Genomic DNA, 24595 nt, shown 5'->3' on the forward strand with positions numbered 1-24595 from the left:
GCACCGCCGTGCCGCCGAGCACCGCCGTGCCGCCGAGCACCGCCGTGCCGCCGAGCACCGCCGTGCCGCCGAGCACCGCCGTGCCGCCGAGCACCCCCGCGCCGCCGAGCACCCCCGCGCCGCCGAGTGCCGCCGGGCCATGCCAGGGCCGTGTGCTCGGTGGTTGGCCAGCGGCTGCCGTGCACTTGCCGCGCCGCCGAGCTGCACTCATGCTGCTGCCCCGCCGCCCGCCGCCCGCCGCCCGCCGCAGCTAGCCCGGCCCCGCCCCAAAGCAAAGTGCCCCCGGACCGAAGTCCGAAGGGCGCCTCACCACAACTACCGCTACTCGTCGTCCCCGTACTCGCGGGGCAGCAGCTTGTACGTCGGGTTCGCCATCGCCAGGTGCCCCTCCATCTCGCCGACCATGCCCTCGACGCGCATGCTCGCGCCCGGTTCGATGCCGGGGATCGAGCGGCGGCCGTAGAACACCAGTGTGATGCCGCCGGAGGAGTCGTAGAGTTCGGCTTCGAGGGCGGGGGAGCCCTTGACCGGCGACACCGCCACCGACCGGATGCGGCCCTCGACCGCGGCGCGTTGGCGCCACTGGACTGTGCCGATCGGGGTCAGGGGGACCGGGACGCCGTGGCCGGGGTCCGGGATGCTGGCGCATTCGGCGTCGAGGAGCATCTTCTTCGTGGAGCGGGGCTTGGCGGCTCCGGTGCCCTCGGCCTCGCGGACCTTGCTCTTGCGGCCCTTTTCGGCCAGCTCCAGTTCCTCGATGGCCTCGACCACGTCGAAGGGCACGATCGTGGCCACCACGTGCGGCAGGGTCGAGAGGACCTCGGCCAGGCGGTCGGCTGTGCGGTCGTGGAGCAGGCGGCCGACGACCGGGGAGTACGTGCGGCGGGGGAGTAGGACCGTCACCTCGTAGTTGTCCGAGGTCTCGCGCGCCGCGAGCTCCATCGCCGCGCGGCGGATGCGGCGGTCGGGGACCTCGATGACCTCCAGCGGGATGTCCGCCGCCTGGGAGGCGTCCCACTGGTTGCGCAGCTGCTCGGCGTAGACGTTGTCCACCATCAGGTGCACCGCTCGCAACTCCGTCGGGCGCAGGGAGCGGGCGTAGCGCAGGGTCTTGATCACGGCCAGGTCCACCGAGTCGACCAGGACCATGACCGAGGTCTCCGTGCGCGTCGGGAGCAGGGCTGAGGCCGGGGTGTTCGCCAGCGCGTCGGCTTCGCGGCGGTAGCGCTTGTTCAGCTGGATGAGGCCGAACACGGCCGGCGGGAAGACCACCACCACCAGCCACGCGCCCTCGGTGAACTTGGTGACGGCGAAGATCAGGACGACGGCCAGCGAGCACACGGCGGCCGAGCCGTTGACGAACAGCTTCCACGTGCGGCGTGGTTCGTTGCGGATCCAGTGGTACTTGAACAGGCCGGTCGCCGCCATCACGAAGCCGGTGAACACCCCGATCGCGTACAGCGACACCAGCTTGGTCAGGTTGCCGCCCATCGCGACGATCAGGACCAGCGACAGGATCGTCAGCACGACGATGCCGTTGGAGAACGCCAGGCGGTGGCCGCGGGTGCGCAGCTGGCGCGGCAGGAACGAGTCGTCGGCGACGTAGGAGACCAGGAACGGGAAGCCGCTGAAGGAGGTGTTGCCGCCGGTGTACAGGATCAGCGCGGTGGCGATCTGGACCAGGGTGATCATCACGCTGCCGACCGCGTTCTTGCCCCACACCAGGTGCGTGATCTGCGCCAGGACGGTCGGCGCGCCGTTGGTGTAGGGGTAGGTCTTCATCTGCCAGGCCAGGATCGAGATGCCCAGCACCAGCGAGCCCAGGATGACCGACATGGCCGTCAGCGTCTTGCGGGCGTTGGTGCCGGCCGGCTTCTTGAACACCGAGATGCCGTTCGAGACGGCCTCCAGACCGGTCAGCGACGACCCGCCGTTGGCGAAGCCGCGCAGCAGCGCCAGCGCCGCCCCGGCCGTGAGCAGGAAGTTGGTGTGTCCGCCGACCTGCACGATCCCGCCGTAGCTGCTGGTGTCGTGCGCGTTCGTGGCGTGGTGCAGGGTGCCGGTGGCCAGCTGCACCACGCCCAGGATCAGGGTGATCCCGACCAGGACGATGTAGACGTACGCCGGGGAGGCGAACAGCTTGCCCGCCTCCTTGACCCCGCGCAGGTTGCCGTAGCAGAGCAGCAGGACCACGGCCACCGTGATCCACAGCTTCCAGCTGGTGATGTCCACGGAGAAGGTGATCGCCAGGTAGGAGGCGATGGCGTCGGTGCCGGCCGAGATCTGGACCGCGACCGTCACCACGTAGTCGATCATCAGCGCGACCGCGGCGATCTGGGCGATCTTCGGGCCGAAGTTGTCGCGGGCCACCACGTAGGACCCGCCGGCCTTGGTGTACACCGAGACCACGTCCCGGTAGCACAGGGTCAGCAGGATCAGCATGCCCAGGATCACGCCGGTGATCGGCATGACCAGCATGAAGCCCAGCGCGCCGAAGTACGGGATGAGCTGCGTCAGCATCTGCTCGGAGCCGTACGCCGACGAGGAGATCATGTCGATGCCCATGATCCCGAGCGCCGTCGGGTTGGAGAGCTTCTCGCCGTGCAGCTCGTCGTTGACCAGAGGCTGGCCGAGCAGACGCTTCTTGACCCGGTAGCCCAGACTCTCGGGAAGGTTGACGTCCGGGGCCAGGGCCCCCGGCGCCGCGACAGGTACCGCGCTCGCCCCCGCGCCGGCCGACTTCGGCGCGGCCGTGCTGGTTCTGCTCATCGCTTGTTGCCTCATCTCGGCGGGATACAAAGGACCAACATGGTCCCTATGCCCATGCCGAAGGTCTGTCCTATCACCTCGGAGATCAGATCATCCAACTTGAGGGCGTTTGCATTTCGTTTGCGCCCGCGCGAACGCCCCTGCCCGCGAGCGGGAAGGGGCGTTCGCGATCATGAGCTCTGCGTTTGCGACCAGGACTGTCTCATCGCGGTCGAACTCATCGCTCGACAGGGCCGAACGGGGGAGTGTCATCGACCTCTCACGAGATCGTCCACGTGTCGGACCCCGTCAGGAGCTCGTCGAGCTTGCCCGAGCCCAGGGTGCGCGCGGCGTCGTCGAGCTGGTCGGCCATCAGCTGGTCGTACGTCGGCCGGGTGACGTCCCGGAAGACGCCGATCGGGGTCGGGGACAGCGTCGCCGGGTCCGGCAGCCGCGACAGCGCGAACGCCAGGTCCGGCTCGGGGGCGTGGGCGTCGTGGATCAGCACGGCGTCCCCGGCCTGCTCCAGCGGCACCACCTTCAGCGTGGCGTCCGGCATCCGCACGATGCCGTAGCGCTCGTCGTCGGGACCGAACGCGATCGGCTGCCCATGCTCCAAACGGATGAGGTGCCGGTCCCGGACGGAGTTGTCCTTCAGGTTCTCGAACGCGCCGTCGTTGAAGATGTTGCAGTTCTGGTAGATCTCGATCAGGGCCGTGCCCTGGTGCTCGGCCGCGGCCTGGAGCACCGAGGTGAGGTGCTTGCGGTCGGAGTCGATGGTCCGGGCCACGAAGGTCGCCTCGGCGCCCAGGGCCAGCGACACCGGGTTGAACGGGGCGTCCAGCGACCCGTACGGCGTGCTCTTGGTGATCTTGCCCAGCTCCGAGGTCGGCGAGTACTGGCCCTTGGTCAGGCCGTAGATCCGGTTGTTGAACAGCAGGATCTTCAGATTGACGTTCCGGCGCAGCGCGTGGATCAGGTGGTTCCCGCCGATGGACAGCGCGTCGCCGTCGCCGGTGACCACCCACACCGACAGGTCCGGCCGGGAGGCCGCCAGCCCGGTGGCGATCGCCGGGGCGCGGCCGTGGATGGAGTGCATCCCGTAGGTGTTCATGTAATACGGGAAGCGCGAGGAGCAGCCGATGCCCGAGACGAACACGATGTCTTCCCGGGAGATGCCCAGGGACGGCATGAAGCCCTGGACCGCCGCCAGGATCGCGTAGTCCCCGCAGCCGGGGCACCAGCGCACTTCCTGGTCGGTCTTGAAGTCCTTGGTAGTCAGTTTCAGAAGTTCCGGCATTCAGACCCCCGCCTTTTCTTCCTGGGCAACCGCGTCCGACCCGATCAGGTTCTTGATCACTCCGGCCAGCTCGGCCGCCTTGAACGGCAGGCCGCGCACCTGGTTGTAGCCGACCGCGTCCACGAGATAGCGGGCGCGGATGAGCATGGAGAGCTGCCCGAGGTTCATCTCGGGGATCAGCACTCTGTCGTACTCCCTCAGTATGCGCCCGAGATTCTCCGGGAAGGGGTTCAAATGGCGCAAGTGGGCATGAGCGACGGCCTGCCCGCCACGCCGGACCTGGCGGCAGGCGGCCTGGATCGGGCCGTAGGTCGAGCCCCAGCCCAGGACCAGGACCTTCGCCTCGCCGGAGGGGTCGTCCACCTCCAGGTCGGGGACGTCGATGCCGGCCACCTTGGCCGCTCGGGTCCGGACCATCAGGTCGTGGTTCGCCGGGTCATAAGAGATGTTGCCGGTGCCGTCCTGCTTCTCGATGCCGCCGATCCGGTGCTCCAGGCCCGGGGTGCCGGGGATGGCCCACGGCCGGGCCAGGGTCTGCGGGTCGCGCAGGAACGGCCAGAACACCTCGCTGCCGTCCTCCAGCACCTTGTTCGGGCCGGCGGCGAAGTTCGGGGCGATCTCCGGCAGGTCGGCGACGTCCGGGATGTGCCAGGGCTCCGAGCCGTTGGCCAGGTAGCCGTCGGAGAGCAGGAACACCGGGGTGCGGTAGGTGACGGCGATCCGCACCGCCTCCACGGCGGCGTCGAAGCAGTCGGCCGGGGAGCGCGGCGCCACGATCGGCACCGGGGCCTCGCCGTTGCGCCCGAACATGGCCAGGAGCAGGTCGGACTGCTCGGTCTTGGTCGGCAGGCCGGTGCTCGGGCCGCCGCGCTGGATGTCGCAGATCACCAGCGGCAGCTCCAGGCTCACCGCCAGGCCGATGGTCTCGCCCTTCAGGGCGATGCCGGGGCCGGAGGTGGTGGTGACGCCGAGCGACCCGCCGAAGCTGGCGCCCAGGGCCGCGCCGATGCCGGCGATCTCGTCCTCGGCCTGGAAGGTTCGCACGCCGTGGTTCTTGTGCTTGCTCAGCTCGTGCAGGATGTCCGAGGCCGGGGTGATCGGATAGGCGCCGAGGAACAGCGGCAGCCCGCTGGAGTGGCTGGCCGCGATCAGGCCGTAGGCCAGGGCCAGGTTGCCGTGGATGTTCCGGTAGGTGCCCTTCGGCATCGGGGCCGGGGCGATCTCGTAGGAGACGACGAAGTCCTCGGTCGTCTCCCCGTAGTTCCAGCCGGCGCGGAACGCTGCCACGTTCGCGGCCGCTATGGCCGGCTTCTTGGCGAACTTCTTCTCCAGGAACGCCACTGTGGCCTCGGTGGGCCGGTGGTAGAGCCAGGACAGCAGGCCGAGCGAATACATGTTCTTCGCCCGCTCGGCGTCCTTGCGGGAGATGTCGTGGCCCTCCAGGACCTTGACCGTCTGCGTGGTCAGCGCGACCTTGTGCACCTTGTAGCCGTCCAGCGAGCCGTCCTCCAGCGGGTCGGCGGCGTAGCCGACCTTGGTCAGCGCGCGGGGCGTGAACTCGTCGGTGTTGACGATGATCGTGCCGCCGCGCGGGACGTCCTTCAGGTTCGCCTTCAGCGCCGCCGGGTTCATCGCCACCAGGACGTCCGGCGCGTCGCCGGGGGTGAGGATGTCGTGGTCGGCGAAGTGCAGCTGGAACGCGGACACGCCCGGCAGGGTCCCGGCGGGGGCCCGGATCTCCGCGGGGAAGTCGGGCAGCGTCGACAGGTCGTTGCCGAACGCCGCGGTCTCGGAGGTGAACCGGTCACCGGTGAGCTGCATACCGTCGCCTGAGTCGCCGGCGAAACGGATGATGACCCGGTCTACCTTCTCAACCTGCTTGGTCATGGGGAACCCGCCCTGTTGTGAGAAGTTTAGGTTGCGCGCACTACCAATGCTACGGCGGGTAAGTTTCTCTGAGCGGTAGTGGGATTGCTCGGATGTCTTACAACGCGGGATCGCGGTGAAAGAGATGTAAAGAAGGGCGGGTCGCCTGGCGGTGCCCACCCTTGATCGGCTAATGAGTTCGAACCGGTCCGTCAGGGCCGGCCCAGGGCCCGGTAGGTCCAGCCCGCGGCCCGCCAGGCCGTCGCGTCCAGCGCGTTGCGGCCGTCGATGATCCGGGTCTGTCGCACCTGGGTGCGAACGGCCACCGGGTCGAGGTCCCGGAACTCCTGCCACTCCGTGAGGTGCAGGATCACGTCCGCCTGGTCCGCCGCCTCCATCGCCGAGTCGGCGTAGGACAGGGTCGGGAACATCTTGCGCGCGTTGTCCGTGGCCTTCGGGTCGTAGACCGTGACCTGCGCGCCCTGCAGATTTATGGACGCCGCGACGTTCAGGGCGGGGGAGTCGCGGATGTCGTCGGACTCCGGCTTGAACGCCGCGCCCCAGACCGCGACGCGCTTGCCCAGCAGGGAGCCGTCGCACTGCTCGCGGGCCAGGTCCACGGTCCGGACCCGGCGCCGCATGTTGATGGCGTCGACCTCCTTGAGGAAGGCCAGCGCCTGGTCCACGCCGAGCTCGCCGGCCCGGGCCATGAACGCCCGGATGTCCTTGGGCAGGCAGCCGCCGCCGAAGCCGAGGCCCGGGACCAGGAAGCGGTGCCCGATGCGCGGGTCGTGGGACAGCGCCTCGGCCAGCTGCATGACGTCGGCGCCGGCCGCCTCGCACACCTCGGCCATGGCGTTGATGAAGGAGATCTTGACCGCCAGGAAGGAGTTGGCGGAGACCTTGACCAGCTCGGCGGTCGGGAAGTCGGTGACCACCAGCGGAACGTTCTCCTCCAGCAGCCGCGCGTAGACCCGGCGCAGGTCCGCCTCGGCCTGCTCGGACCGCACGCCGATGACCAGGCGGTCCGGGTGCAGCGTGTCGTGCACGGCGTGGCCCTCGCGCAGGAACTCGGGGTTCCACGCCAGCTCGGCGTTCGGCGCCAGCTCGGCGATCCGCTCGGCGATCCGGGAGGCGGTGCCGACCGGGACCGTGGACTTGCCGATCAGCAGCGAGCGGCCCTGGTCCGCGACCGACCGGGCCAGGGTCTCGAACGCGGCGTCGACGTAGGACATGTCGGCGGCGTACTCGCCCTTCTTCTGCGGCGTGCCCACGCAGACGAAGTGCACCGCGCCCTCGCCGGCCCAGGCGGCCAGCTCGGCGTGATCGGAGGTGAACGACAGCCGGCCGGCGGCGATCTGCTCGCGCAGCAGCTTTTCGAGCCCGGGCTCGAAGAACGGGACGCGGCCGGCGGCCAGGGCGGCGACCTTCTCCACGTCGACGTCCAGCCCCATCACCTCGAAGCCGAGCGCGGCCATACAGGCGGCGTGCGTGACACCGAGGTAGCCGGTGCCGATCACGGTGATCCGCACGTGTGTCTCCGATCTGGTGGGATGTCCTGTCGAACCAAGCCAGCGTAGACGTCGATGCTATGAGGAACCCTCACGCGAAAGCACCAAAACTTTTCGGGTATGCCGCGATACCCGGGATCCGGCGGCACAATCGCCTCGCTCCGGGTGCTCGTCCGACTCAGCTCGGTGCCCGCCGGTTCCGGGGAAGAGCGCGGCCGAACAGCGGGTGGCGAACGGTTTGCTGAAGCGGTTGATCGGGGCCCGCGGCACCCGCGCCCCTCACCGGTGATTCAGTGCCCTGACAGGTGATCACGCCTCGTAAGCGACTAAGGCGCAACGGGTAGGCGAACAGATGTCCTTGGTCGGACGTTTCCCGGCGCCTGGTTTGCTTAGCACGCCTAGATTGATCGCTCGAGAACCTTCAAAATTGAGCTCGAGTGTTGGGCGGAATGCCATGGACACTGTTCGGGACGAGAGCGGACGGGTGCTGGTGGACCGCGCTGAGAACGGGCGCTACCGCTGGCGGGCGAAGGCGAGCAACGGACGGATCGTGGCCATCTCCGCCCCGGCGTACTCTGCCGCGGACGAGGCACGCCGGGCCTACTCCCGCTTAAGGCGCGACGCGCCCAATCTGTCGGCGCGCATCAGTCATGTGAAGGACGGGGCCGGCTGGACCTGGGTCCTGCAATCTCCCAGCGGAACCCCGCTGGCCAGATCGATCCGGTCCTACGAGCGCTACGCCACCTGCCAGATCGCGGTCGCCAAGTTCCTGGCGCTGCTGGCCGCCGACGGCTGAGATGCCCGGTGCCCTGGTGGTGCGCGGAGGCGACGGCGAACTGGTCTGGATCCTGCTGGCGGCGAACGGCCGCCCCCTGGCCCGCTCCGCCGGCGCCTACCGCAGCGACGAGGCCCTGGACGCGGCCTGGCGCGAACTGGTCGCCGACCGCGACGCCCTGAGCATCCGCCTGGGTCGCGACGCCGACGGCCCGGACTGGTGGTGGTCGGCGGCCCTGCCGGTCCGCGTGACCGGCACCGGCATGAGCGCGGGCGTGGTCGTGGCCCGCAGCGCCCGCGGCTACCTCCGCCCGGACCAGTGCCGCGGCGGAGCGACCGGATTCCTGAACGCCCTGTCGGGATTCGCCCGCCGCGGGAGATGAACGAGGCGTGTCCAAGGCGGCGCCGGGACGGTACTGAGGGAAGCACTCGTGGTGCGGGGGACGCCGCGCCGGGAGCGGTCGGCGGGCGCTGTGGGCTGCCCGATCGCCGGCCTGCGCGCGGTGAACGCCCCTCGCGACCGTGGGTGAGGGGGATGTGACCAACGGTTGCCTTCGGCGAGAGTGGTCGGTACGCGATTCCCGACTCATCAGGGGATGACCGTATGCGTACCGGAATGCAGGGATCGGCGTTCGGCCACGACTTCCAGGCAGTGGACGATGCCGGCGGCTCCCATGTCGCCGGCGGTCCCGGCGAGCCGGTCCTGTTCCTAGATGAACGCGGGGGCCCCAAGACGGCACTACCGCACCACTGCCGGAAGCACACCGGGTTCCGCCGACTGGTGTTTCAGGGTTCTCACACGCCCCGCCAGCAGCACATCTGTGCGGAGCGCGACCGCGTCGGCGGCGGGCCGTAAAGACCTTGAAAGCTGGTCGGGACGGAGCCGTTCGGCGAGTCTCATTCCCGCAAGGACCAGTCCCCCTTGCAGGAGGAAAAGTAATGCGCTCTGTCACCCGCAAGCTGGCCATCACCTCGGCGATCGCCGCGACCGCCTTCGGCGCCGTCGTGGCGTCGAACGGCGCCGCGCTGGCCGACCCGCCGTCGGGCACCACCCCGGCCGCCACCGACATCGTCTCCGGCGGTTCGGACACCATCCAGGCGTTCGACAACGGCCTGTCGGCCCAGTACAACGCCACCAGCCCGGCCTCGAAGTACTACAGCTGGGACGCCACCCCGGCCGGCAACATCACGCCGAAGACCGGCGCCACGTCGATCCCGCGGCCGAACGGCTCCGGCTCCGGCATCAGCACCCTGAACAACACCACCAACACGACGCTGGACCTGGCCCGCTCCTCGCGCGGCCCGAACGCCGGCAGCAACGCCGACTGGTTCATCCCGTTCGCGAAGGACGCCGTGGGCTGGTCCGCCTACACCGGCGGCAACGCTCCGCACGACCTGAGCACCACCGACCTGCAGGGCATCTTCAACTGCAGCATCACCAACTGGAGCCAGATCACCGACGAGGGCACCCTGCCGAACGCCCCCATCGACGTCTTCGTGCCCCAGTCTGGCTCGGGCACCCGTTCGTTCTGGCTGGGCGCGATGGGTATCGGCACCCCGCTCCCGTCGTGCTGGAACACCGTCAACCCCGAGGAGAACGAGGGCACCGACCCGGCGTTCGTCGGCGACGTGAACGCGATCTTCCCGTACTCCCTGTCCCACTACATCGGCCAGGTCTACGACAGCAGGGGCACCACGACCGACGCCCCCGGCGTGCTGGACGCCAACCGCTCGATCGACGGCACCGAGCAGATCCTCACCGCCAGCAAGGCGTGGAACAGCGCCCTGCCGACCACCTACATCCGCAACGTCTACCACGTCGTGCGCCAGTCCGACTGGGCCGACGCGACCGAGGGCCCGCGCCTGAAGGCCCTGCTCGACCGTTCGACCAACAACGGCTACATCTGCAAGAACGCCGCCACGCTGATCGCCAGCTACGGCTTCCACTCGCTGGGCGCCGCCTGCGGCACCCTGCAGGCCGGCAACTGACCTTCTCGCCGGGCCGTACGACCGCTGATCGGCAGATCACGGTGAACGTCCATCGCGGCGATCCGCCTTCAGCGTAGAGATCCCAGTTCCACGACCGGGCCCGTCGGCGCCGTCTACGGACGACCCGACGGGCCCGGCCCTTCCCCCTTCCGTTCTGTCCGCCCTCTATCCCTGAGATCCAAGGAGTCCTTATGAACCGCACCGCCGTGCGTACGCTGGCCGCCGCCACCGCGCTCGCCGCGACTGCCGTCGCCCTGCCGTCGGCCAGTGCGACCGGCACCCCGGCCACCCCGGCTTCGGGCTCGGTCGCCGTGACCGCCTCCAACGCCTTCCTCACCTCGGCGCTCCAGTCGGGCATCGCGGCGGTGCCGCTGCCGACCGCGACCGGGTCCTACAACAGCGGCACCGGCGCCACCGTGACCTTCCCGGTCACCGGCGGCAGCGCCTCGCTGCCCAACTTCTACGGGACCATCACCCTCGGCGGCGGGCTGGCCTTCGCCGACGCGCTGACCGGCAAGTTCATCTGCTTCCACCAGGTCTCGTTCAGCGGCGAGAACCAGGAGCTGTCCGCGGTGCCGGACGGCGGCACCACGCCGGTGAACCTGTTCTTCTTCGGCGACAACACCGTCGGCAGCGGTGCCGGCGTCACCCCGCAGACCCTGACCGGCGACGCCGACATCCCCGCGGACGGCGCCGCGTACCTGGACAGCGCGCTGCACACCAGCTTCTTCACCGCCAACCAGGTCGTCGGCTCGCTGAGCGTCAGCTTCACCCCGGCGCACTGAGCACTGAGCACTGAGCACCGCGCCGCGTACCGCCAGGTGACACCGACCGTGAACCGACGCCGACACGTGCGGCGTCGATTCACGGTCGGTCACCGTTTCCGCCTTGGCCGTGCCACCGTCGGCCTCCCGTCGCCCGCGAGCGGGCGAATGTATGCGTCCCCTGATTTTCGATCTCGGAGGTCCCTCCATGTCGCCCCATGAAGCGGGAGCCGCCCGGCGCCGCAGAGGCGTACGCGCCTATTGCGCGGCCGTCCTCGCGTGGACGGTCGCGTTCATGACGGCCTTGGTGGTGCTGCCTCCGGGTGCGCACACCATCGCCGCCGCCCACGCCGACTCCTCGTCGGTCACCGCCCCGGGGCCCGCGGTGTGGATCCCGACCGCCGGGGATCCCACGACCGGGACGACGGGTCCGAACGGCTCCGTGACCGTCGCCCAGACGACGAACCTCGTCGACCAGACGGTGCACGTCTCCTGGAGCGGCTTCACCCCCAGCACCGGACCGTTCGTCTCCTTCACCGGGAACACCGTCACGGCGGTCATGTACCCGGTCGTGATCTACGAATGCCGCGGGACGAAGCCGGCGATCACCGACTGCTACGGCTCGTCGCACTACGACCAGAACGCCGCTGACGGCTTCCAGCAGAAGAACGAGGCGCTGGGCACGGCGGCGCCGGACTTCCCGCGCAACAGCGTGCCGGCCGTGACCCACAGCGACGGCACGGGCAGCGCCGACATCGAGGTGTACACCGCGACCCAGAGCACGACGCTGGGGTGTGACGCGACGCACCAGTGCTCGCTGGTGGTGGAGCCGAACTACGGCGGCGACGCGACCGGGTTCGACAGCGGCACGATGAACTGCGCGGACCACTCGCTGGACAACGACAGCACGTTCACGGCGGCGATGATCGGCGGTCTCAACGAGATCGACCAGAACAACCAGAACGGCACCGGCGAGCAGTGCGCCTGGGCCGACCGCACGGTCATCCCGCTGTCGTTCGCGCCCGTCGCCGGTGTCTGTGCGGCGAGTTCGTCGCCCGTCGCCGCCGAGGGCATGCCGATGCTGGACCGTGCTCTGGCCCAGTGGACGGTCGGTGCCTGTCTGAACGCGGCCGACCCGGTGGCGCTCCTGTACAGCAGCGACCTGACAGAGCCGCAGGCCCGTGGCGACTTCATGGCCGGCAGCTCCGGAGCCGACATGGCGTTCACCTCGCTGCCGGCTGACGCGGCGGCGAGCAGCAGCCGTCCGTACACGTATGTGCCGTTGGGCAACACGGGTATCGCGATCACCTTCTTCATCGACGACGCCAAAACGCATGTGCCTGTCACCAGCCTGAAGCTCAACGCGCGGTTGGTGGCCAAACTGCTCACCCAGTCCTACGACGTCGAGAACTTCGCCACCTCGAAGAGCCACACGCTTTCCGTCCTGGGAAACCCGACCTGCTTGTTCGAGGACAAGGAGTTCCTGGCCCTGAACCAGGGCTCGGGGGTCACCTGGCCCAGCTGCGTCGTCGCCGGTGTGAACACCCTGCCGATCGTCGCGGGCGGCAACAGCGACCTGGTCCGCGAGCTGACCACCTGGATCACCGACGACCCCGATGCCAACGCCTTCCTGAAGGGCACGCCCGACCCCTACGGCATGCACGTCGACACGTACTACCAGGCGTCCAAGTACCCCTACCCGATCGCGGGATTCGTCTCCCAGGACAACTCCGGCCCGCCGAAGGACTTCACGAGCGGCAAGGACTGGGACACCAGCGCCAACGCGAGCCACAAATTCGGCGCGACCATGAAGGGTTTCGAATGGAACCCGATCCAGTCGGGGCTCGACGACGTCGTCCGGCACATGATGCAGTCCACGGCGACGTGCATCTCGTGGGTGTACACGCCGGCACTGGGCGGCAACCAGAAGTGCGGGCCCCAGAACGTCGGCGCCCGCAGCCTGATCGCGATCATGGACAACGGCCGCGCGGCCGCGTTCAGCCTGCCGACCGCGGCCCTGCCGAACGGCACGGGCGCCTTCGTGACCCCCACCGCCCCGGCCATCGCCTCCGCCGCGCTGGACTACACGACCGACCCCAAGACCGGCACCCAGTCACTGCCCTGGGGCTCGTCGCACACCGGCTACGCCGGTGACGCCAACGCCTATCCGCTGACCGTCCCGACCTACGCGATGGCCCCGACCGGGAAGGTCACGCAGGCCTTGGCCGGGAACGTCGCCGACTTCCTGTCCGCGGCCACGGACAGCCGCAGCGGTCAGCTTCCCGGCAACCAGCCCGGCGAGCTCGCCCCCGGCTACGTCGGCGACACCCCCGCGCAGGCCGCGCAGGCCGGCGCCGCGATCGCCAAGGTCCGAGCGGCCGGCAATCCGGGCGGCCCGACCGCCACGGTGAGCGCCACCGGCCCCGCGTCCACGTCGGGCAACGTCGCGGTCACCCCGGTCACGGTCTCGAACAACGGCACGGCGTCGGTGTCCTACCTGACCAGCACGCTCGGCTCCGGGGACAACGGCGGGAACGGGCTGACCGGCTCCTCTTCCTCCAAGGGCGCCGCGGCCGCCACCGGCAGCAGCGGCCCCGCGCACAGCATCAGCGGCTCGACCGCCGCCGCAGCCGCCGTGGGCAGCGCCAGCGCCGACACCGCGGGCGTCGGGCGGCTGATCCTGCCGATCCTGCTGATCATCGGCCTGGTCCTGGTCGCCGCCGGTCCCATCGCCCTGATGGCGTCCTCGGGCACCGTCGGCGCCCGGATCCGGTCGGTCTGGAAGCGGCCCGCGCGCCGCTTCGGGCGGTGAGGGGTGTGAGCACCGTGGACGCCGGCGCCGCGCTCGCCGACGACCTGTTCGGGACGCCGCCGCCGGGCTCCGGCCCGGGGGCGGGGCCCGCCCCGGCCGACGACCGGCCGATCCACATCATCGCCGGGGTGTCGCGGGGTGACCGGATCTTCCGCCTCGTCTTCCGCGCCGCCGGGCTGTCGGTCTTCGCCATCATGGGGCTGATCGCCCTTTTCCTGATCACCCGGGGCGCGCAGGCGCTGCACGCGACCGGCTGGTCGTTCCTGACCGAGCAGCGGTGGCAGACGGCCACGCACCGCTTCGGCATCGGCGCGGTCCTCCCGGACGGGATCATCATCGCGGTCGTCGCGCTGCTGATCGCGGTGCCGGTGGCGCTGTCCGCGGCCGTCTTCATCTCCGAGTACGCGCCCTCCGGGCTGCGCCGAACGCTGATCTCGCTCGTCGACCTGATGGCGGCGGTGCCGAGCATCGTCTACGGCCTGTGGGGCCTGTTCTTCCTCACCCCGCGGATCATCGGCTCCGAGCGGTGGCTGTCCACGCACCTCGGCGGGGTGCTCCCGTTCCTCAAGGTGCGCAACGGCGAGATCGCCGCCTCGTACACGCAGTCGGCGTTCATCGCCGGCGTCGTGGTGTCGCTGATGGTGATCCCGATCGTCTGCTCGCTGTCCCGCGAGGTGTTCTCGCAGGCCCCGACCGGGGAGCGGGAGGGTGCCTACGCGCTCGGCGCCACGCGCTGGGGCATGGTGCGGACCGTCGTGCTGCCGTTCGGCAAGGGCGGCGTGATCGGCGCGGTGATGCTCGGGTTCGGCCGGGCGATGGGCGAGACCATCGCGGTCGCGCTGATCATCTCGCCGGTGTTCGCGATCAGCGACCACCCGCTGCAGGCCGGCGCCAACTCCATCTCCTCGCTGATCGCGCTGCGCTACGGCGAGTCCGACAAGCTCGCGCTGTCGGCGCTGATGGCCGCCGGCCTGGTGCTGTTCACGATCACCTTGCTGATCAACATGGTCGCTTCCGCGATCATCTCCCGTTCGCGCTCCGGAGCCGCGACCAATGAGTGAGGGGCCTGACGCCGCGATGACGACTGTGAGTTCCGCCGCGCCGGCCGTCGGCGGGCCGGCTGTTCCCGGCGGCCCCGGTCCCGGCGCCGCCTATCTCGACGACACCGGACAGGTGCGGGTGCGTCCCGGCGCGATGACGGCCGCGGACTTCGCGACCCTGGCCGGGGCCGCCGTCGGTGCGCTCGGACTGGTCTGGCTGGTCTACGAGCGGATCATGCCCTGGTCCGGCGCACCGGGCTTCTGGCTGTGCTGGTACGCGGTGTACCTGGTCATGTACTGGGGCATCGCGCGCACCCAGTGGGAAGCCCGGCACGTGCGCGAGAAGATCGCCACGGCCATGTTCACCGGGGCCGGGATCCTCATCCTGGTGGTGCTCGCCGACCAGGTCGCCTACGTGGCCTGGCGCGGGGAGAAGGTGATCGTCCACGGCAACTTCCTGACGCACGACATGGAGAGCACCGGTCCGCTGGACCCGCTGTCCTCCGGCGGGGTCCTGCACGCGATCGTCGGTTCGCTGGAGCAACTGGGGCTGGCGACGCTGTTCGCGGTGCCGCTGGGCATCTCCGCGGCGGTGTTCATGTCCGAGGTGGGAGGCCGGCTGGCCCGGCCGGTGCGCACCGTGGTCGAGGCGATGACGGCGTTGCCCTCGATCGTCGCCGGCCTGTTCGTGCTCGGCTCGGTGATCCTGACCCTGGGCTACGACCGCAGCGGCTTCGCGGCGTCGCTGGCGCTGACCGTGATGATGATGCCGATCGTCACCCGCGCCTCCGAGGTGGTGATCCGGGTCGTGCCCAACACTCTGCGCGAGGCCTCCTACGCGCTCGGCGCGAGTCAGTGGCGCACGGTGTGGAACGTGGTGCTGCCCACCGCGCGGTCCGGTCTGACCACGGCGGTCCTGCTCGGTATGGCCCGGGCGGTGGGGGAGACCTCGCCGGTCCTGCTCACCGCGGGGTTCACCTCCGGGATGAACGCGAACCCCTTCAGCGGACAGCAGATCAGCCTGCCGCTCTACGTCTGGAACTACGTCCGCTATCCCCAGGACGTCATGAAGATCCGTGCCTTCGGCGCCGCTCTGACGCTGATGGCCGTCGTCATGATCCTGTTCATCACCGCGCGGATCATCGGCGGGCGGCGCCCCGGTGAGCTCTCGCGCCGCCGCCGGCGGCAGATGGCCCGTGACCGCGTCCGCGCGGCGCAGACCCCCGCCGCCTCCCTCGTCCCGCCCCCGCGCCCCGTCCCGATCCCGGGCGCCGCGGCGGTGGCCCACCTGAATCCGGAGCCTGCCTCGTGACCATGGTCCGAACCCTGACAAGCCGCCGAACGCCGGCCCGGCTCGCGGCCGCGCTGGCCGCGGCCGTGGCCCTGGCCGCCGCCCTCACGCCGGCCGTGCCGGTGCACGCCGCCACCGCCCTGGCCGGTTCCGGTTCGTCCTGGAGCGGCCCGGCGCTGGACCAGTGGCGCCGCGACCTCATCCCGCAGGGCAACCAGATCAACCTCAAGACCGACGGCTCCGCGGCCGGCCGGCAGGACTGGGAGAACGGCCTGGACGACTTCACGGCCTCCGACGTGCCGTTCCGGTCCTCGGTCGACCAGGGCGTGGGCCAGGGCAACCAGGCCAACGAGGGCAACATCGAGAACCCGACCTACCGCTTCTCCTATGTCCCGGTGACGGCCGGCGGCACGACGTTCATGTACAACCTGAAGGTCGGCGGCAAGCAGATCAGGGACCTGCGCCTGTCGCCCGACGTGCTGGTCGACATCTTCACCAACCAGATCACCATGTGGGACGACCCGCGGATCAAGGCCGACTACCCCGGCACCCTGCCGCACGAGCCGATCACCCCGATCGTGCGCGCCGACGGTTCCGGTGCGACCGCGCAGTGGACCCGCTACATGGAGCACACGCACAAGGCGCAGTGGGATGCCTACTGCACCTCGATCAACGGTGTCTCCTGCGGCGACTACACGGAGTTCTTCCCGACCCCGGCGGTCAGCAACATGCACGCGGAGAACGGCTCGGACGTGGTGGCCAACTTCATCGAGGGCCAGCAGGGCGAGGGCGGGATCGGCTACGACGAGTACGCCTACGCCAAGGCGGTCAACTGGCCGGTCGTCAAGGTGCTGAACCCCGCCGGGTTCTACGCGATCCCGACCGCGTCGAACGTCGCGATCGCGCTGACCGCGGCCAAGATCCGCGGCGTGGACGACAGCACGCCGCCGACCGACCCGAACTACCTGCAGCAGAACCTCGACGGCGTCTACACGATGACCGACCCGCGCTCGTACCCGATCTCCAGCTACAGCTACATCATCGCGCCCAGGGACACCGGGTCGCTGCCCCCGGTGCCGCGGGTCACGGACGATCACGGCGCCGCGCTGTCCAAATACATCACCTACATCCTGTGTGCCGGCCAGGCCGAGGCCGACCACCTCGGCTACTCGCCGATCCCGCGCAACCTGGTGCGAGGCGGGATGCTGCAGGTCTCGCACATCCCCGGACAGCAGTCCGGGGTGGATCCCAACACCCTGGCCAACTGCGCGAACCCGACCTTCAACTCCGCCGGCCAGCTCACGGTGCTGACCGACGCCCCGCAGCCGAGTCCCTGTGACAAGGCCGGAACGCCGCTGAACTGCACGGTCGGCGGTGGTTCCGGCGGTGGCACCGGCGGTTCGACCGGGACCTCCGGCGGCACCGGGGGCAAGAAGGGCGGGAAGACCGGCGGCACCTCGGGCGGCACGTCCGGCGGTACCAGCGGCGGGTCGTCCGGCTCCAACGGCGGGGCCACCGGCGGCACGACCGGCGGCACCACGACCGGCGGGACCACCGGTGGCACGACCGGCGGGGTCGACCCGCTGACCGGGCTTCCCACGGACAGCTCCGGGAGCGCCGGCGGTGACAGCGGAGGGTCCGTCGGCGGGGCCGCGGCGGTCGTCGCCGACGTGCCGCAGCACCGCGATCCGAAGCTGATGGCCGGGCTCACCTCCCTGGAACTGCTCGCGGTGGTGATCGTGCCGCCGGTGCTCGGCAGCTTCCTGGTGCGGCGTCGCAAGCTCGCGGCTATCGGGAGGGGGCAGGGCTCATGAGCGTGGTGATCCCGTGCGGCGGACCGGTGTCCGCCGGCGAGGCGAAGGAGCCTGGCAGATGACCGCGCCCACCGCGGAGACCGCTGTGGAATCCACCGCCGAGCCGATCGTGCCGCCAGACCCGGAGACCGAGTCCGAAGCCGTGCCCGAGGCGGGCTCCGGGGCCGAACCGCAGCCCGCTGCGACGGTCCCGCAGCCCTCCCCGGCCGCGCTCCGCGCCGCGCTGCGCGAGGGCCGGGGGCTGCGCATCGTGCGGATGGTGTCCACCTCCGCGAGCCTGCTGGCGGTGCTCCTGCTCGGGTGGGCCGTCTACGCGTTCGGCTTGTCCGGGCTCCAGGAGCAGCACAGTCAGGCGGCCATGTACCGGGCGCTGGCCCAACAGCTCGCCACGGCCACCGCCCCGGTCGCCCCCGCACCCGACGGCGCCCCGCTGATGATCCTCGACATCCCCCGCCTCGGGCTGCACCAGACGGTCGTCGTCGAGGGCACCACCGGCGCCGATCTGGCGCGCGGGCCGGGGCACGTGCGGTACACGGTGCTGCCCGGCCAGCCCGGTGTCAGCGTGCTGATGGGGCGGCGGGCGACGTTCGGCGCGCCGTTCGCCGGGCTGCCGCGGCTGCGGATCGGCGACAAGATCAACATCACCACCGGCGAGGGGTCCTACACCTACACCGTCAACGCCTTCGGGCAGGGGAGCAAGCCGGTCGTCGACGCCTTCCCCGACCGGCTGGTGCTGGCCACCGGGGACTCGACGTGGATCCCGACACACGCGATCTACGTCGGCGCGCGGCTGGACGGCCAGGCCGGCGCCGGCTCCGGGCAGACCGGGGCCCGCACCGACCTGGACAAGCCGCTGGCCTCCGACACCGACGCCTGGCCGGCCCTGCAGCTGTGGGCGCTGGCGCTGGCGTTCGCGGTGGTGGCGACGGTGGCGCTCGCGGTGCTGTGGAACCGCCGCGCCGCGTACCTGTCCATGGCGCCGGTGCTGGCCGCGTTGCTGTGGTGCGTGTACGAGAACGCCACCGTCTTGCTGCCGAACCTCTACTGAATCTGGGACCACGATGACCGAGATAGACGAGTACGGCGGGGTGGCGACGGCCTCGACCGCGGACGCTCCGACCGAGCAGTTGCCGGCCGTCCCGGGCGATCCGGACGGCCCCCGCGCGAGCCCGGACCACGGCCCCGGGCGCCCGGGCCGGCTGGTCGGCCTGGAGACCCGCGACCTGTCCGCCTGGTTCGGCGACCACAAGGTCCTGGAGCGGGTGTCGCTGACCATGGAGCCCGGCGAGGTGACGGCGCTCATCGGGCCGTCCGGCTGCGGGAAGTCGACGTATCTGCGGATCCTGAACCGCATGCACGAGATGGTGAAGTCGGCGCAGCTGGCCGGGCAGGTGCTGCTGGCCGGCGACGACATCTACGCGCCGGGGCGCCGTCCGGCCGACGTCCGGGCCCGGGTCGGCATGGTGTTCCAGCGCCCGAACCCGTTCCCGGCGATGTCCATCTACGACAACGTGGTCAGCGGCCTGAAACTGGCCGGCATCAAGGCCACCAAGGCGCGGCGCGACGAGTTGGTCGAGACCAGCCTGACGCAGGCCGGGCTCTGGACCGAGGTGCGCAACCGGCTGCGCTCGCCCGGCGGTGCGCTGTCCGGCGGCCAGCAGCAGCGGCTGTGCATCGCGCGCTCGCTGGCCGTGGAGCCGGACGTCCTGCTGATGGACGAGCCCTGCTCCGCGCTGGACCCGACCTCCACCCGCCGGGTCGAGGAGACCATCGCCGACCTGCGCGGGCGCCTGACGATCGTGATCGTCACGCACAACATGCAGCAGGCCGCGCGGGTGTCGCAGAACTGCGCGTTCTTCCTGGCCACGCACGACACCCCGGGGCGGATCGTGGAGGCGGGGCCGACGCGGCAGCTGTTCGAGGACCCGCGGGACGAGCGGACTTCGGACTACGTGAACGGGCGGTTCGGGTAGCCGGGCCGGCGTTCTCGACAGTGAAGCGGCGGCGCCGCCGGGTCTTCGCGGATCCGGTGGCACCGCTGCGGATGTTCTTCTCCTGGAACGCCTAGAACACCTGGAACGCCTAGAACACCGACCACCCGGTCGCCGCACTGAACCGGTCCAAAGCCTCCACCCCCGCCACCGAGTTCCCGTGCGGGTCCAGCGCCGGCGACCACACGCACAGCGCGGCGCGCCCCGGCACCACCGCGACGATCCCGCCGCCGACGCCGCTCTTGCCGGGGAGTCCGACGCGGAAGGCGAAGTCGCCCGCGGCGTCGTACGCGCCGCAGGTCATCATCAGGGCATTGACGCGCTTGGCGCCGAGCACCGGCAGCAGCCGGGTGCCGTCGGCGCGCACGCCGTGCCGGGCCAGGAACAGCGCGGCCATGGCGGTCTCGGCGCAGTTCATCGAGATCGAGCAGTGCCGGAAGTAGTGCTCGGCGGTGAGACCGACCGGGTTCTCGATGTTCCCGTACGAGGCCATGTAGTGCGCCAGTGCCAGGTTCAGGTCGCCGTGCTCGGCCTCGGAAGCCGCGACCACGCCGTCGATCGTGACGGTGTGGTCGTCGGATTCGGTGCGCAGGAAGTCCAGGACCGCGCCGGCCGCGTCGCCGGTCTGGGTCTGCAGGATGTCGGTGACGACCAGGGCCCCGGCGTTGATGAACGGATTGCGCGGGATCCCGCGTTCCAGTTCCAGCTGGATCAGCGAGTTGAACGCGTTGCCGGACGGCTCCACCCCGACCCGGCCGCGCAGCGCCCCGGCGTCGCCAGCCATGACCAGCGCCAACGTGAACACCTTCGAGATGCTCTGCAGCGAGAAGCGCTCGCGGAAGTCGCCCACGCCGTACAGGTGCCCGTCGACCGTGGCCAGCGCCATCCCGAACCGGTCCGGCGGCACCTGGGCCAGCGCCGGGATGTAGTCCGCGACGCGGCCCTGGCCGACGAACGGCGCGACCTCGTCGGCGATCCACTCCAGCAGCGCGTCGTAGGCGATGTCGTCGATCGACACCGCCGCGCCTTCCTCAGTCGCCATCGGCGGTGTCCTTCGCAGCGGTGTCCCTCGGATCGGAAGCCAGCCAGGCTTTTATATCCGCCGCCCACTGTCGGTCGCGCGTCGTCTCGGTGAACTCTTTCCAGTCGATCAACAGGTGGATCACTCCCTCCGTGCGGGTGCTGAGGATCAGAGGCTTCCGGCGTTCAGGTGAGAATGATCACGCCGCGCCGCCGGAACCACGCACGCCGGCCGGGTCCGCGGTCATGATGCCTTCGTTCCCCATGGTTCCCCTACGAAAGTCGGACGTGCGCCGTTCCGCACCCGACCTACGCTGAAGGGGTGAAATCCCCGGCCTGGCTCCCGCGCGCCCGCGACATCGCGGTCATGGCGTTGGCCCTGCTGGAGGGCCTCACGGACCTGTACACGGACGGCGTCGACAAGCACGACCTTCCGATGGCGGCCCTGCAGGGCGGCCTGGCGCTGGTCGGCACCGTCGCGCTGTGGTGGCGCCGATCCCGCACCGAGCGCGTCACCGTGCTGACCATGCTCCTGGCCGTGCTGGGCCAGGTGTCGGTCCCGCTGGCGATGATGCTGTTCGCGCTGGCGGTGAAGCGCCGCGACCGGGTGATGTGGGGCCTGACCGCGCTCGGCGGCGCCGCCTACCTGACCCAGACCGCCATCGAGAACCACGGCGACCTGACCTTCACCGACGTGCTGGTGAACGTGTTGTGGGTGCTGGTCCTGGTGCTGTTCGGCGCCTACTTCGGCGCCCGCCACGACCGGCTGGTGGGCCTGCAGGAGCGCGCCGAGCGTGCCGAGGCCGAGCAGGAGGTCCGGGCCGAGGCCGCCCGGCTGGCCGAGCGGACCCGGATCGCGCGCGAGATGCACGACGTCCTGGCGCACCGCATCTCGCTGATCGCGCTGCACGCCGGCGGACTGGAGATCACCGAGCGCCCCGAGCCCGCCGCGGCCCGCCAGACCGCCGGCCTGATCCGGGAGACCGCGCGCTCCGCGCTGGAGGACCTGCGCGACGTGCTCGGCGTGCTGGCCAGCGGCGACACCTCGGCCCCGCTGGCCCCGCAGCCGCGCTTCGCGGACATCGCCGAGCTGGTCGAGCGCTCGGCCGCGGCCGGCGTCTCGGTGCGGCTGGTGCCGAACAGCAGCCTGAGCCTGGACGCCCCGGTGCCGGAGGCGGTGGGCCGCGCCGCCTACCGGGTGGTCCAGGAGGCGCTGACCAACATCCACAAGCACGCCGCCTCGGCCGCCACCACGGTCCGGCTGTCCGGCGCGCCCGACATCGGCCTGGAGGTGCGGGTGGAGAACCAGGCGCCGCGCGTCGTGGGCACCTCGCTGCCCGGCGCCGGCTCGGGCCTGGCGGGGCTGCGCGAGCGTGTGGAGGTCGCCGGCGGCTCGTTCGAGGCCGGCCCGACGCTCCGCGGCGGCTTCCTGGTGCTGGCCTGGCTGCCGTGGCCGCAGGCCGACGCGAAGAAGGACGAGGCGGACTACGGTGTCATCGTCACCCCGGGGGGCCGCGAGTGCGGCACCGGGCCCTCGGCCGGAACGGCCGGCCTGACCGATGATGAGTTGGACCGCGCCGGCCACACCGCCGACCCGGACGCCCCCCGTCTGATCCCCTCCCCGGAGCCCGCCGCATGATCCGCATCCTGCTCGTCGACGACGAGAGCCTGGTCCGCGCCGGCCTGCGCACCATCCTGGAGTCCGCCGAGGACCTGCGGGTGGTCGCCGAGGCCGAGGACGGCTCGCTGGTCGTCGACGCCCTGGCGGCGCACCGCCCGGACGTGGTCCTGATGGACGTCCGCATGCCCCGCGTGGACGGCCTGGAGGCGCTGCGCCGCGTGCAGGCCACCCCTGACCCGCCGCCGGTGGTCATGCTCACCACGTTCGACCTGGACGCGTACATCTTCGAGGCGCTGCGCCTGGGTGCCACCGGCTTCCTGCTCAAGGACACCCCGCCGCGCGACCTGATCTCGGCGATGCGCGTGGTGGCCCGCGGCGACGCGATGCTCTCGCCGCCGGTGACCAAGCGGCTGCTGGACCACTACACCGGGCTGCGCGTCGCGGACCGCGCCGACCAGGCCGTGAAGCTGCTGGCGGAGCTGACGCCGCGCGAGCGGGACGTGCTCGCCGAGGTGGCGCGCGGGCTGTCGAACGCGCAGATCGGCAAGAACCTGTACCTGAGCGAGGCGACGGTGAAGGCGCACGTGTCGCGGGTGATGGCGAAGCTCGGCGTGGCGAACCGGGTGCAGGCGGCCTTGGTGGGACGGGACGCGGGGCTGCTCGACGAGGCGTGATAGCGGCGCCCCCGGGCCTGTGATCAGCGCGTTCCGCCATCCCGGATTCTCCGAGCACCACCCCATCTGTCAGAACCCGGGGCTATGGTGAAAAACGTGTCCACGACCATCGACCGCGACGCCGTCGCCGACCAGCTCGAACCCTTCCGCCGCGAGCTGACCGCCTACTGCTACCGCATGCTGGGCTCCGCCTTCGAGGCGGAGGACGCGGTGCAGGAGACGCTGCTGCGCGCCTGGTCCAAGTTCGAGGGGTTCCAGGGCCGGTCCCAGCTGCGGACCTGGCTGTACCGGATCGCGACGAACGTGTGCCTGGACATGGCGCCGGCGGCGCAGCGCCGGGCCCGGCCGATGGACCTGTTCTCGCCCGGATCGGCGACCGCGCCGAATCTGGCGCAGCTGGAGGAGAACATCTGGGTGGGGCCGATTCCGGACGAGCGGGTGCTCGCCGGGGATCCCGCCGAGGTGGCCGTCGGGCGGGAGAGCATCCGGCTGGCGTTCGTCGCCGCGCTGCAGAAGCTCGCGCCGCGCCAGCGGGCCGTGCTGATCCTGCGCGAGGTGCTGGCGTGGTCGGCGGCGGAGACCGCCGAACTGCTGGATTCGTCGGTGGCCTCGGTGAACAGCGCGTTGCAGCGGGCCCGTGCCACGCTGGCCGAGGACGGCGCCGCCGGCGGGGACACCGCCAAGCCGCTGGACGAGGAGCAGCGCGAGTTCCTGGGCAAGTACGTCAAGGCCTTCGAGGCCTTCGACATCGACGGCCTGACCGCGCTGCTGCGCGCCGACGTCTCGCTCAACATGCCGCCCTACCAGCTGTGGCTTCAGGGGATCGACGAGCTGCGGGCCTGGTGGAACGGCGCCGGGGGCGGCTGCCGCGGCTCGCGGCTGCTGGCCGTGGAGGCCAACGGGTCGCCGGCGTTCGCGCAGTACCGTCCGGCCGAGGACGGCGCCGGGTTCACGCCGTGGGCGATCATGATCCTGGAGATCCGGGACGGGCGGCTGGCCGGTATCGGCAACTACCTGGACACCGACCGGCTGTTCCCGCTGTTCGGCGTGCCCGCGCGGCTCCAGGCCGACGGCACGCCGGCCTGAGCTACCCCTCAGGCTCGACAAGCTCCACCACTTCATCCGGCGGCCCCGCGCCGACGATCACGAACACCTCGTCCAGCCCGGTCAGCGCCAGCAGCAGCCGCAGCCGCTCGCCGACCCCGGTGAGCACCAGCTCGCATCCCCGCCGCCGGGCGTCGAGCCGCCGCCGGGCCAGCCGCTCCAGGTCCGCTCTGGTCGGCTGCTCGATCGTCGACACGTCGTACCGCTCAATGCGTCCCACGCCACTACAGACCCGCGAGGGCGCGCCGATTCATCGATGCGGCGAGAAAATCTTCG

Annotated in this window: 22 protein-coding genes; 14 read left to right on the forward strand and 8 right to left on the reverse strand. The window is 70.8% G+C overall.

Annotated elements, in window-relative coordinates; genetic code table 11:
* The 5 genes from ABH935_RS43980 to ABH935_RS44000 form a co-directional block, all read right to left on the reverse strand.
* Positions 1–211: hypothetical protein (locus ABH935_RS43980; protein WP_370383951.1), on the reverse strand; the 211-nt coding region annotated here is incomplete at its 3' end.
* A 110-nt stretch (positions 212–321) separates the two neighbouring features.
* On the reverse strand, positions 322–2769 hold the full coding sequence (locus tag ABH935_RS43985) for an amino acid permease (RefSeq protein ID WP_370383952.1): 2448 nt from the start codon (positions 2767–2769) through the stop codon (positions 322–324).
* Positions 2770–3028: 259 nt separating this feature from the next.
* Positions 3029–4048: a 2-oxoacid:ferredoxin oxidoreductase subunit beta gene (locus tag ABH935_RS43990; RefSeq protein ID WP_370383953.1), complete on the reverse strand. Its 1020-nt coding sequence runs from the start codon at positions 4046–4048 to the stop codon at positions 3029–3031.
* Complete coding sequence (locus tag ABH935_RS43995) at positions 4049–5935, reverse strand: 2-oxoacid:acceptor oxidoreductase subunit alpha (RefSeq protein ID WP_370383954.1); 1887 nt, start codon at positions 5933–5935, stop codon at positions 4049–4051.
* 191 nt (positions 5936–6126) lie between these two features.
* Entirely contained in the window at positions 6127–7446 is a 1320-nt protein-coding gene (locus ABH935_RS44000) for a UDP-glucose/GDP-mannose dehydrogenase family protein (RefSeq protein ID WP_370383955.1), read from the reverse strand.
* A 433-nt stretch (positions 7447–7879) separates the two neighbouring features.
* On the opposite strand from ABH935_RS44000, the gene ABH935_RS44005 reads away from it, so the two are divergent.
* The 11 genes from ABH935_RS44005 (at position 7880) to ABH935_RS44055 (ending at position 19882) form a co-directional block, all read left to right on the forward strand.
* Entirely contained in the window at positions 7880–8221 is a 342-nt protein-coding gene (locus ABH935_RS44005; protein ID WP_194908936.1) for a DUF1508 domain-containing protein, read from the forward strand.
* 1 nt (position 8222) lies between these two features.
* Positions 8223–8582: a hypothetical protein gene (locus ABH935_RS44010; RefSeq protein WP_370383957.1), complete on the forward strand. Its 360-nt coding sequence runs from the start codon at positions 8223–8225 to the stop codon at positions 8580–8582.
* Between the two features lie 221 nt (positions 8583–8803).
* A complete protein-coding gene (locus tag ABH935_RS44015; RefSeq protein ID WP_370383958.1) occupies positions 8804–9055 on the forward strand; it encodes a hypothetical protein in 252 nt (83 codons plus the stop codon).
* A gap of 83 nt (positions 9056–9138) precedes the next feature.
* Positions 9139–10188: a substrate-binding domain-containing protein gene (locus tag ABH935_RS44020; protein WP_370383959.1), complete on the forward strand. Its 1050-nt coding sequence runs from the start codon at positions 9139–9141 to the stop codon at positions 10186–10188.
* A gap of 191 nt (positions 10189–10379) precedes the next feature.
* Positions 10380–10973: a hypothetical protein gene (locus tag ABH935_RS44025; protein WP_370383960.1), complete on the forward strand. Its 594-nt coding sequence runs from the start codon at positions 10380–10382 to the stop codon at positions 10971–10973.
* Positions 10974–11247: 274 nt separating this feature from the next.
* Positions 11248–13764, forward strand: coding sequence for a hypothetical protein (locus ABH935_RS44030; protein ID WP_370383961.1), 2517 nt, complete (start codon positions 11248–11250; stop codon positions 13762–13764).
* A gap of 5 nt (positions 13765–13769) precedes the next feature.
* On the forward strand, positions 13770–14825 hold the full coding sequence (pstC, locus tag ABH935_RS44035; protein ID WP_370383962.1) for a phosphate ABC transporter permease subunit PstC: 1056 nt from the start codon (positions 13770–13772) through the stop codon (positions 14823–14825).
* Positions 14818–16116 (forward strand): phosphate ABC transporter permease PstA, encoded by a 1299-nt coding sequence (pstA, locus tag ABH935_RS44040; RefSeq protein WP_370383963.1) that lies wholly within the window; start codon positions 14818–14820, stop codon positions 16114–16116. The genes pstC and pstA overlap by 8 nt, the downstream gene beginning before the upstream one ends.
* A gap of 2 nt (positions 16117–16118) precedes the next feature.
* Positions 16119–17909 carry a substrate-binding domain-containing protein gene (locus ABH935_RS44045; RefSeq protein WP_370384022.1) on the forward strand — a complete coding sequence of 597 codons (1791 nt, stop codon included), beginning with the start codon at positions 16119–16121 and terminating at the stop codon, positions 17907–17909.
* A 58-nt stretch (positions 17910–17967) separates the two neighbouring features.
* Positions 17968–18957, forward strand: coding sequence for a class E sortase (locus ABH935_RS44050; protein WP_370383964.1), 990 nt, complete (start codon positions 17968–17970; stop codon positions 18955–18957).
* Between the two features lie 13 nt (positions 18958–18970).
* Entirely contained in the window at positions 18971–19882 is a 912-nt protein-coding gene (locus ABH935_RS44055; protein WP_370383965.1) for a phosphate ABC transporter ATP-binding protein, read from the forward strand.
* Positions 19883–19991: 109 nt separating this feature from the next.
* On the opposite strand, the gene ABH935_RS44060 is transcribed toward ABH935_RS44055, so the two are convergent.
* Together ABH935_RS44060 and ABH935_RS44065 are read right to left on the reverse strand one after the other, a co-directional pair.
* Positions 19992–20942: a glutaminase gene (locus ABH935_RS44060; protein ID WP_370346825.1), complete on the reverse strand. Its 951-nt coding sequence runs from the start codon at positions 20940–20942 to the stop codon at positions 19992–19994.
* Positions 20932–21066 carry a hypothetical protein gene (locus ABH935_RS44065; protein ID WP_370383966.1) on the reverse strand — a complete coding sequence of 45 codons (135 nt, stop codon included), beginning with the start codon at positions 21064–21066 and terminating at the stop codon, positions 20932–20934. The genes ABH935_RS44060 and ABH935_RS44065 overlap by 11 nt, the downstream gene beginning before the upstream one ends.
* A gap of 176 nt (positions 21067–21242) precedes the next feature.
* Between ABH935_RS44065 and ABH935_RS44070 the strand changes: the two genes are divergently transcribed.
* From ABH935_RS44070 to ABH935_RS44080, 3 genes are all read left to right on the forward strand, one after another.
* A complete protein-coding gene (locus ABH935_RS44070) occupies positions 21243–22559 on the forward strand; it encodes a sensor histidine kinase (RefSeq protein WP_370383967.1) in 1317 nt (438 codons plus the stop codon).
* Positions 22556–23215: a response regulator gene (locus tag ABH935_RS44075; RefSeq protein ID WP_370383968.1), complete on the forward strand. Its 660-nt coding sequence runs from the start codon at positions 22556–22558 to the stop codon at positions 23213–23215. The genes ABH935_RS44070 and ABH935_RS44075 overlap by 4 nt, the downstream gene beginning before the upstream one ends.
* An 84-nt stretch (positions 23216–23299) precedes the next feature.
* Positions 23300–24301, forward strand: coding sequence for a sigma-70 family RNA polymerase sigma factor (locus ABH935_RS44080; RefSeq protein ID WP_370383969.1), 1002 nt, complete (start codon positions 23300–23302; stop codon positions 24299–24301).
* A 1-nt stretch (position 24302) separates the two neighbouring features.
* On the opposite strand, the gene ABH935_RS44085 is transcribed toward ABH935_RS44080, so the two are convergent.
* Positions 24303–24539, reverse strand: coding sequence for a hypothetical protein (locus ABH935_RS44085; RefSeq protein ID WP_370383970.1), 237 nt, complete (start codon positions 24537–24539; stop codon positions 24303–24305).
* Positions 24540–24595: the final 56 nt, after the last annotated feature.

It is taken from the genome of Catenulispora sp. GAS73, from assembly GCF_041262085.1.
In the GTDB taxonomy this organism is placed as follows: Bacteria; Actinomycetota; Actinomycetes; order Streptomycetales; family Catenulisporaceae; genus Catenulispora.